We start from the raw sequence: 7618 nt of genomic DNA on the forward strand, positions 1-7618 counted from the left end.
GCCACATAGACACCACAAACCACCATCCAGCCAAAAAGCTGCCTCTCAAAGGCAGATTATCCTAAATGCGCCGAAATCGGATTGTTCACATGCGACTCGATATAGATCCCGCTGCTCAGGCCAATTTCCTCGGCGACGAAAAGCTGTTTTTGCGGACGCTACAAGCCATGTTGCGCCACGCGATTGAGCGCAGTGGGCCGGGCACCATGAAAGTGCGCCTCAGTGCTGGTGAGAATGGCCATGGTGCCTTGGTCGTCTTGCAGGATGTAGGTGCGCCTTATTCTAACCTTGAAGCCCGCAGCCTGTTTGAGCCTTTCTCCAGCATTCAAACACCCGATAATCCCATTACGCAAAGCAATGGGATTGATCTGCCATTGGCGCGCAAACTAGCGCGGGCCATGGGCGGCGACGTCACGATTGCCACGCGGGGCACCCGCAATGGTTCGATCCAATTTTATCTGCCGCTGGAGCGGGTGGCGAGTAATCTGGATGAGCCGATTGGGTCGATCGATCATACCCGCGATTTGTGTATTTTGGTTGTGGAAGACAATTTGATCAATCAAAGGATCATCGCCGTAATCCTTGAACAATTAGGCCATTCCTGCGTGATTGTTGCCGATGGTGTTATGTGTCTGGAGACGATCCAGAAAGCCCGCTTCGATGCCATTTTGATGGATTTGCATATGCCAAACATGGATGGCTATCAAGCCACACGCCAGATTCGGGCTATAGAGGCAGACTTGCAGGCGGTCGATTTTCCAGCGATGCCGATCATTGCATTTACTGCAGATGCACGACCGGAGACGCGCGAAGCCGCCTTTGCGGCGGGCATGACCGGCTTTTTGAATAAGCCGATCTCAATTCCAGAACTTTATGAGGCTTTAGCCCCAATCGTCGCGGCCTTAGCCGACGAACCCACAGCACAGCGTGGGTAAATCGGCAGGGGCCACTGGACTAGTCGAGGCGCTTGAACTCAATCAGGTTCAAGAGAGCCATGGCACCAACGGCCAAAACGAGTGCGAGAATGGCATACATTGTGGAAACTCCTTATGTCGTTGCGTGCCTCTCTAGCGGCATTGGCACGCGCCGCCAAGTCACCCTATACAAAGCCTCATGATAAAGTTTCTGCGCAAAGCTGTGATACATACGTGGTTCCGACTGTCGCGCGGGGCGACCTTGGGTGTGCGCATTCTGGCGATAGACGCCCAAGACCGTGTTTGCTTGGTGCGCCACACCTATTTGCCCGGCTGGCACCTTCCGGGCGGCGGCGTGGAACGTGGAGAACATTCGCTAGATGCGGCCATCAAAGAAGCGCGCGAGGAAGCAGGCCTGATTATTCGGCCTGAAGACTTACGCCTTATCTCCATACACACCAATTTTGCCTATTTCAAAGGCGACCATGTCTTACTGTATCGGGCCGACGCTTGGACAACGCAACCGACCGACCGCGCCCATGAGATCGCAGAGCATGGCTTTTTCTCGCTGAACGATTTGCCAATTGGCACAACGGCCAGCACCCACCGTCGCCTTTCAGAAGCAAAAGACGGGCTTAGTTCGCCGACTTGGTAGAAGTGGCTGGCGCTTTTGCTGCGGCCTCTGCATCAATCAAATCTTGGACTTGCTTGTATAAGACTTCCCGGGCCGCACCCTCGGGCCCATCTGTCGCGCGGGTCCAATTGGCGTTGGAGGCAATCACCAGTTTGCGCTTGGGATCAATAAAGATGCCTTGCCCAAAAATGCCCTGTGCCGACACGCTGCCGTCATCATATGTCCACCATTGATAGCCATAGCCACGCCCCGGCTCGCCATAATCCATTTTCTTGGTGGTCGCTTTGGCAAACCAGTCGGCGGGGACCACTTGGGTGTCACCAATCTTACCGCCAGCCAACACAAATTGCCCCATGCGCGCATAGTCGCGGATTGCCATCTGCAAACAACAACCGGCAATCTCCTGACCCGTGCTGTTGAGGATCCAAGTTGCCTTTTGTTCCATGCCGAAAGGCTTCCAAATCTTCTCAGACAGATAGGTCGCAAGTGGCTTCTTGGTGGCAGAACTGACCAAAATGCCAACCAAATTGGTCTCGCCAGTGTTATAGTTCCAAACAGTACCGGGAGCGTGGGCACGGGGTAGTTTGCGCATATAGCTGGTCGTGGCATCAACGCCATCATCAGCCTTTGCATTATTGAACTTCGCTACATCCGAGTTTGGGTTTTCATAATCCTCATTCCACGCAACACCCGACGACATGGTGAGCAATTGCTCCACCGTCACATCGTCATAGGCAGAGCCTTTGAGGCCCGGAATATAGGTTGAGACTTTGTCAGACAGGCTCTTAATATAGCCGTCCTGAATGGCGGCGCCCACCAAAGTGGAAGTGTAGGATTTGGCAACAGAGAAGCTTGTCCAGCGACCAGCGGCGTCAAAGCCGAGGCCATATTTCTCAAACCGGACCTTGCCGTCTTGGATAATGACAATGCCAGACGAGCGCTGCGCTTGGATATAAGCGTCAATATTTGGGATTGCTAAGGGTTCGCCGACAGGCAGATCTGACGCCTTAGGACCGGCTTCGACGACATGGCTTTTGGCCAAAAAGTCCAACCGATCCATCGCCCGAAAAGCAGCATCGCGCTGAGGTATAGACCAGAACAAAACATCCTTGTTGGTTGGCAATTGCGCCAGAACGCCTTTGGTTTCCTTATCCAAGCCATTGAAGGCAAACGCACCCGCACCAACCAAAACGAGCGCGGCGATCCCCAGAGCTGGGGCCAAGAAACCTTTTTTCATAAACGCTCCTATGCGTGCTTGCCGCGCACCAGCGCGTCATAGGTGTGGACCATATCTTCACACACGCGGCCTGGCTGGTAGTGGATGCCAGCAATCTCCTTGACGGGCGTTACTTCTGCTGCGGTACCTGTGATGAAGCATTCAGAGAAATTGCCGAGTTCTTCAGGCATGATCGTCCGCTCAACCACTTCATAGCCCTTGTCGCGCGCAAGGCGGATCACGGTCTGCCGCGTGATGCCATTGAGGAAGCAATCGGGCACGGGTGTATGGATAGCCCCGTCTTGGATGAAAAAGACATTCGCACCTGTGGCTTCGGCTACGTGGCCGCGCCAATCGAGCATCAAGGCATCTGCATAGCCTTCCGCTTCTGCAGCATGCTTTGAGTCGGTACAGATCATATAAAGGCCAGCCGCTTTGGCTTCACAGGGGGCCGTCTTTGGGTCGGGTCTGCGCCATTTAGCGTGGGTCATGCGGATCCCGCTCATTTTGTCGGCAAAGTAATTGCCCCATTCCCAGACAGCGACCGCGGCGCGGATCGTGCTTTGTTGTGCTGACACGCCCATCATTTCGCTGCCGCGCCACATGACCGGGCGGATGTAACAATTCTCAAAGCCGTTTCGGGCCATGGCTTCGGCCTTGGCGGCCTCAATATCTGCCACTGTGAACGCGGGTTTCATCCCCAAAATCTCAGCAGACCGGAACAGTCGCTCCGTATGCAGTAGGCTTTCGAAAATCTGGCCATCATAGGCGCGCTCGCCCTCAAAGATCGACGAGCCGTAATGCAGACCATGGGTCAATACATGCACTTTCGCCTCGCGCCATGGCTTAAATTCGCCGTCCATCCAGATCCAGCCGTCGCGATCGTCGTAAGGAATGAAAGTCATGTGTCTTGCGCCTAGTTCAGTGTATAGGTTTATCAAAGCTTCACAGTCGGTGGGCTTGAACCCAAATGCGATGAGACGCAATCTCTTGGACCAGCCATGACTGTCAACACCTTACCGAATGCTTTTGCCAGATCAAGCAGCCCTGCCGCAGGCGGGCCGCGCCTGTATTTGCGCGAAGATGAGCTCGACCTCGGGGTTTCCTTGATTTTTAAAGCGGGTGATTTGTTGAAGGCGGCGACGCAAGAGCAGCGGCGACAGCATGAAGTTTCTTGGGCAGACGTGCGCTGTCTGTGTGAGCTTTTAGGCAATCCCCTACCCGTTTTGAAACTTGCCGCAGAATTGGGCCTGAGCAAGCAAGCGATGCTGAAGACGCTGGATGGGTTGGAATCACGAACTTGGTTGAGCCGCACAGAAGATTCGCGCGATGGACGGCGCAAAATTGTTCATCTGACAGCTCAAGGTACGTCTGTCGCAACTGAATTCGCTTTAGCCATGCGCACGCGTTTGGCTGGTGCCTACCGTATTGCAGGCAGTGAAGCAGTGGCCGGTTGTGACAAAGTCCTCTCAACGCTCACAGAAACGTCCGCCGGGCCAGCCGCGTCAGCGCCTACTGGTGCCGCTTTAGCCCCCAAACCCAAAAGAGCCCTCTAATGGCCCCTCGTACCCAAGCCGACTTTCCAGCCCACCTCCTTGTCGTCGATGATGATGATCGCATTCGCACCCTCTTGAAGCGCTATCTCAGTGGCCTTGGATATTCGGTGACTGAAGCCTCCGATGCCGCCAGCGCCCGCAAGCTGATGGATGCCTTGATGTTTGATCTGGTCATCTTGGATGTGATGATGCCGGGCGAGGATGGCGTTTCGCTGACCCGTTCGGTGCGGGGTGAGCGCGATACGCCCATCATTCTTTTGACGGCCTTGGGTGACCCAAGCCACCGAATTGAGGGCCTCACGGCGGGAGCCGACGATTACCTTGGCAAGCCTTTTGAGCCAGAGGAATTGGCTTTGCGCGTTGCCGCAATCCTAAAGCGCGCGCGCCCTGCTCCTGCAGCCGACGTCTTGCTGTTGGGTTCTGTCACTTGGAACACCACCAAAGGCGAGTTGCGCCGCGATGGGGTATTGGTTCGTTTGACCGATGCTGAACGAGATCTGCTGGCCGCCTTAGCAGCCAGACCAGGGGCCACCATCACGCGGGAAGAATTGGCGCGCAAAGCAGGTGTGACGGTCGAGCGGTCGATTGATGTGCAAGTCACCCGCCTGCGGCGCAAATTGGAAGATGACCCAGCAGAGCCGCATTATCTGCAGACGGTTCGTGGGCTTGGCTATCGGTTGATGCATGATGCGTAAGACTGTTTTGCGGCAAGGCCTTTTGCGATGGACCTGAAGGCGCTGATCCCGCGCGGGCTTTTTGCCCGCTCGCTCCTTATCATCGTCTTGCCCGTGGCGATCATGCAAATGGTCGTGACCTACTTGTTCTTTGATTTGCATTGGGAACAAGTTAGCCGGCGTTTGAGTGAAGGGGCGGCGGGCGATATTGCCCTCGTCACTCAACTTTATGCCGACAATCCGACACCTGAAAACCTCGCCGCTATTACCAATTATGCGCGGGCAGACTTGCGCCTCTCGGTTGCCCTCCAGAAGCAGGCCAAATTGCCAGAGCGAGAGCGCCTTGCCGTAATACCCGCCTTTGACCGCACCTTGCGGCGGGCTTTGTCCGGGTCACTGCGGCAGAAATTCTGGTTTGATACGACGCGCTATCCTGATTACGTCGACATTCGGGTTGAAGTTCCCGGTGGGGTTTTGCGTTTTCTAGCCTATCGCGACCGGGTTTTTGCCTCGACCGGCGGTATCTTTATTCTTTGGCTAGCAGGGGCCACAATTCTCTTGGCCACGGTCTCGGTTCTATTTATTCGCAATCAAGTCCGGCCGATGGAGCGGCTGGCCGACGCTGCCGACCGCTTTGGTCGGGGCGAGAATGTTAGCCTTAAGCCAGCCGGATCGGCCGAAGTGCGCCGGGCGACTTTGGCCTTTTTACAGATGCGGGGGCGCATTCAACGCCACATTGAACAGCGCACCAATCTGCTCGCGGGCGTCAGCCATGATTTACGAACCCCGCTTACCCGGCTCAAGTTGCAATTGGCCATGATGCCCCCGTCCAGCGATATTGACGAAGCCCGCAAGGATATCGTCGAAATGGAGGGCATGCTGGAGGAATATCTGACCTTCGCCCAAGGCCAATGGTCAGAGGAGCGTGAAACTTTGGATCTGGCTGAAATTGCGCGCGCCATCATTCAAGATGTGGCGCGCGCCGGGCGTGAAATCGATGGGTCTGGCCTCGCCACCAGCCTCCCCACCTCCGGCCGCCCCATTGCTTTAAAGCGCTGCCTCTCCAACCTCGTTGAGAATGCCCTGTCCTTTGGCCAAACGGTGGCGATCAGCTCGTCGGAAAGCAGTGACGCCATTTATCTTTATGTCGACGATGATGGCCCCGGGATACCGCCGGAAAACTACGAAGAAGCGCTCAAGCCGTTTTCGAGGCTAGATCCAGCCCGCAATCAAAATCGCAAAGGCGTCGGGTTGGGGCTAGCGCTTGCCTATGATGCTGCCCGCTCACACGGCGGCAACCTCGTGCTGTCGCGCTCTACGCTTGGGGGTCTTCGGGTGAGTGTTCGTCTGCCGCTTTAGACCGCGTTCGGCGCAGGGAACCCGATTTCAAGAAATCAGCCAGCTTTTCGCCACGGTCCACCCATTCCTCGCTCTCGCGTAATGTCTGGTCGAGGCCCGCCATGGTCTTGGACAAGTCGGCATCATCCTTCAGCCAGAGCGCTTCCATTTTACGCAAGCGACGGGCAAGCCCCAAAACACGTGCGGTGGCCTTAAGGCTGTCCGTCGAAATACCCACCGCCTCTAAAGCCCAGGCCGCGGTGCGCAACCTTCTTGCGGCGCGAGCAAAGCCTGCTGCGGGTTCTTGGGCGTCGGCCTCAAGGATCGAAACCCAAGCGGCCCGTTGATCCTGCTTCGCATCAAATCGCGCCATGACAACATCAAATAAGCGATCCCGGCTCGGCGCTTCAGCTTCGAGATCCGCCACAGCTTCCAGCATCGCGCGATCCAACATTTGGTCGAGGTATTCGGTCACGGAAAAGCGGGTAATCCCTGCTTCGGCGCAGGCCGCAAGGCTTTTCCCTGCTTCTTGGCAAAGGCTGAGCAAGCTGACCTCGGCCCATGATTTCTCGGCGCACAAAGCCAAAGCAGCTTCGCCCAGAGCTTTGAGGAAGGGAGCGTGCAAGGTTGGGTCGCGGTGGATCATGCGCACAATATAGGGTGCAAAGGGCCGCGCGGCTACTTGCCCAATTGTCGCGAACGATGGATCGCTGCTTCAACCGCGCGCCGCACCAAGGTTAAAATCCCGCCACCAGCCGTCAATGCATCTGTTGCGGCGGCAGTTGTGCCTTCTGGGCTTGTTACAGCGCGGCGCAAATCCTGAGGGCTTTGCCCGGTTTGCTCCATCAGGGCTGCCGCGCCGATCACGGTCTGCCAAGACAGTCGCTCAGCCATCGCACGGTCTAGGCCTTCGGCTTCACCAGCTGCCGCCATCGCTTCAGCCAAAAGGAACACATAGGCCGGGCCAGACCCAGACACGGCCGTAACCGCATCCATCTGCTTTTCGCTTTGAAGCTTCTCGACGGTGCCAAGAGGGCGCAGCAGAGAAACCGCTAAAGCCTCCGCTTCAGGGGGCACTGTTGGGCTATTCCAATAAGCCGTCACGCCTTTCCCGATTTGGCCGGGCGTATTGGGCATGGCCCGGATGACTTGGCTTGCGGAAAGAACCTCCGTAATCTTGGCCGTGCCAAGTCCTGCCATGATCGACAGCACCAATGTATGGTCAGCAACCAGATTCTTGATCGTCTGTTCGCCAACACTTGGAAACAATTGGGGTTTAATACTTA

General features: G+C 56.2%; 9 protein-coding genes. 5 read left to right on the forward strand and 4 right to left on the reverse strand.

Features of this window, described 5'->3' with window-relative positions:
* Positions 1-89: 89 nt before the first annotated feature.
* Both ACIQ20_RS14815 and ACIQ20_RS14820 read left to right on the forward strand, forming a co-directional pair.
* On the forward strand, positions 90-935 hold the full coding sequence (locus tag ACIQ20_RS14815; protein WP_395781624.1) for a response regulator: 846 nt from the start codon (positions 90-92) through the stop codon (positions 933-935).
* 178 nt (positions 936-1113) lie between these two features.
* Positions 1114-1569: an NUDIX domain-containing protein gene (locus ACIQ20_RS14820; protein ID WP_395781626.1), complete on the forward strand. Its 456-nt coding sequence runs from the start codon at positions 1114-1116 to the stop codon at positions 1567-1569.
* On the opposite strand, the gene ACIQ20_RS14825 is transcribed toward ACIQ20_RS14820, so the two are convergent.
* Both ACIQ20_RS14825 and ACIQ20_RS14830 read right to left on the reverse strand, forming a co-directional pair.
* Entirely contained in the window at positions 1550-2785 is a 1236-nt protein-coding gene (locus tag ACIQ20_RS14825) for a serine hydrolase domain-containing protein (RefSeq protein WP_395781628.1), read from the reverse strand. The two genes, ACIQ20_RS14820 and ACIQ20_RS14825, sit on opposite strands and share 20 nt — an antisense overlap.
* Positions 2786-2793: 8 nt before the next feature.
* A complete protein-coding gene (locus tag ACIQ20_RS14830; protein WP_395781630.1) occupies positions 2794-3669 on the reverse strand; it encodes a branched-chain amino acid aminotransferase in 876 nt (291 codons plus the stop codon).
* A gap of 96 nt (positions 3670-3765) precedes the next feature.
* Here ACIQ20_RS14830 and ACIQ20_RS14835 point away from each other — a divergent pair, with 96 nt between their 5' ends.
* From ACIQ20_RS14835 to ACIQ20_RS14845, 3 genes are read left to right on the forward strand one after another with little or no spacing between them, the layout of a single operon-like run.
* Complete coding sequence (locus tag ACIQ20_RS14835; protein WP_395781632.1) at positions 3766-4320, forward strand: MarR family winged helix-turn-helix transcriptional regulator; 555 nt, start codon at positions 3766-3768, stop codon at positions 4318-4320.
* Positions 4320-5015: a response regulator gene (locus ACIQ20_RS14840; protein ID WP_395781634.1), complete on the forward strand. Its 696-nt coding sequence runs from the start codon at positions 4320-4322 to the stop codon at positions 5013-5015. Before ACIQ20_RS14835 ends, ACIQ20_RS14840 begins: the two co-directional genes overlap by 1 nt.
* Positions 5016-5042: 27 nt before the next feature.
* Positions 5043-6353: an ATP-binding protein gene (locus ACIQ20_RS14845; protein WP_395781636.1), complete on the forward strand. Its 1311-nt coding sequence runs from the start codon at positions 5043-5045 to the stop codon at positions 6351-6353.
* Here the strand turns inward: ACIQ20_RS14845 and ACIQ20_RS14850 are convergent.
* Positions 6310-6978, reverse strand: a complete 669-nt coding sequence (locus ACIQ20_RS14850; RefSeq protein ID WP_395781638.1) for a hypothetical protein — start codon at positions 6976-6978, stop codon at positions 6310-6312. The genes ACIQ20_RS14845 and ACIQ20_RS14850 overlap by 44 nt on opposite strands.
* Positions 6979-7010: 32 nt before the next feature.
* The coding region (proC, locus tag ACIQ20_RS14855; protein WP_395781640.1) for a pyrroline-5-carboxylate reductase at positions 7011-7618 on the reverse strand (608 nt) is incomplete at its 5' end.

Source organism: Aquidulcibacter sp. (assembly GCF_044346625.1).
GTDB lineage: Bacteria > Pseudomonadota > Alphaproteobacteria > Caulobacterales > Aquidulcibacteraceae > Aquidulcibacter.

Excerpts from the sequence above, each read along its gene's own strand:
- ACIQ20_RS14815 (WP_395781624.1), top strand. The coding sequence starts at position 90 with ATGCGACTCGATATAGATCCCGCTGCTCAGGCCAATTTCCTCGGCGAC.
- ACIQ20_RS14820 (WP_395781626.1), top strand. The coding sequence starts at position 1,114 with ATGATAAAGTTTCTGCGCAAAGCTGTGATACATACGTGGTTCCGACTG.
- ACIQ20_RS14825 (WP_395781628.1), bottom strand. The coding sequence starts at position 2,785 with ATGAAAAAAGGTTTCTTGGCCCCAGCTCTGGGGATCGCCGCGCTCGTT.
- ACIQ20_RS14830 (WP_395781630.1), bottom strand. The coding sequence starts at position 3,669 with ATGACTTTCATTCCTTACGACGATCGCGACGGCTGGATCTGGATGGAC.
- ACIQ20_RS14835 (WP_395781632.1), top strand. The coding sequence starts at position 3,766 with ATGACTGTCAACACCTTACCGAATGCTTTTGCCAGATCAAGCAGCCCT.
- ACIQ20_RS14840 (WP_395781634.1), top strand. The coding sequence starts at position 4,320 with ATGGCCCCTCGTACCCAAGCCGACTTTCCAGCCCACCTCCTTGTCGTC.
- ACIQ20_RS14845 (WP_395781636.1), top strand. The coding sequence starts at position 5,043 with ATGGACCTGAAGGCGCTGATCCCGCGCGGGCTTTTTGCCCGCTCGCTC.
- ACIQ20_RS14850 (WP_395781638.1), bottom strand. The coding sequence starts at position 6,978 with ATGATCCACCGCGACCCAACCTTGCACGCTCCCTTCCTCAAAGCTCTG.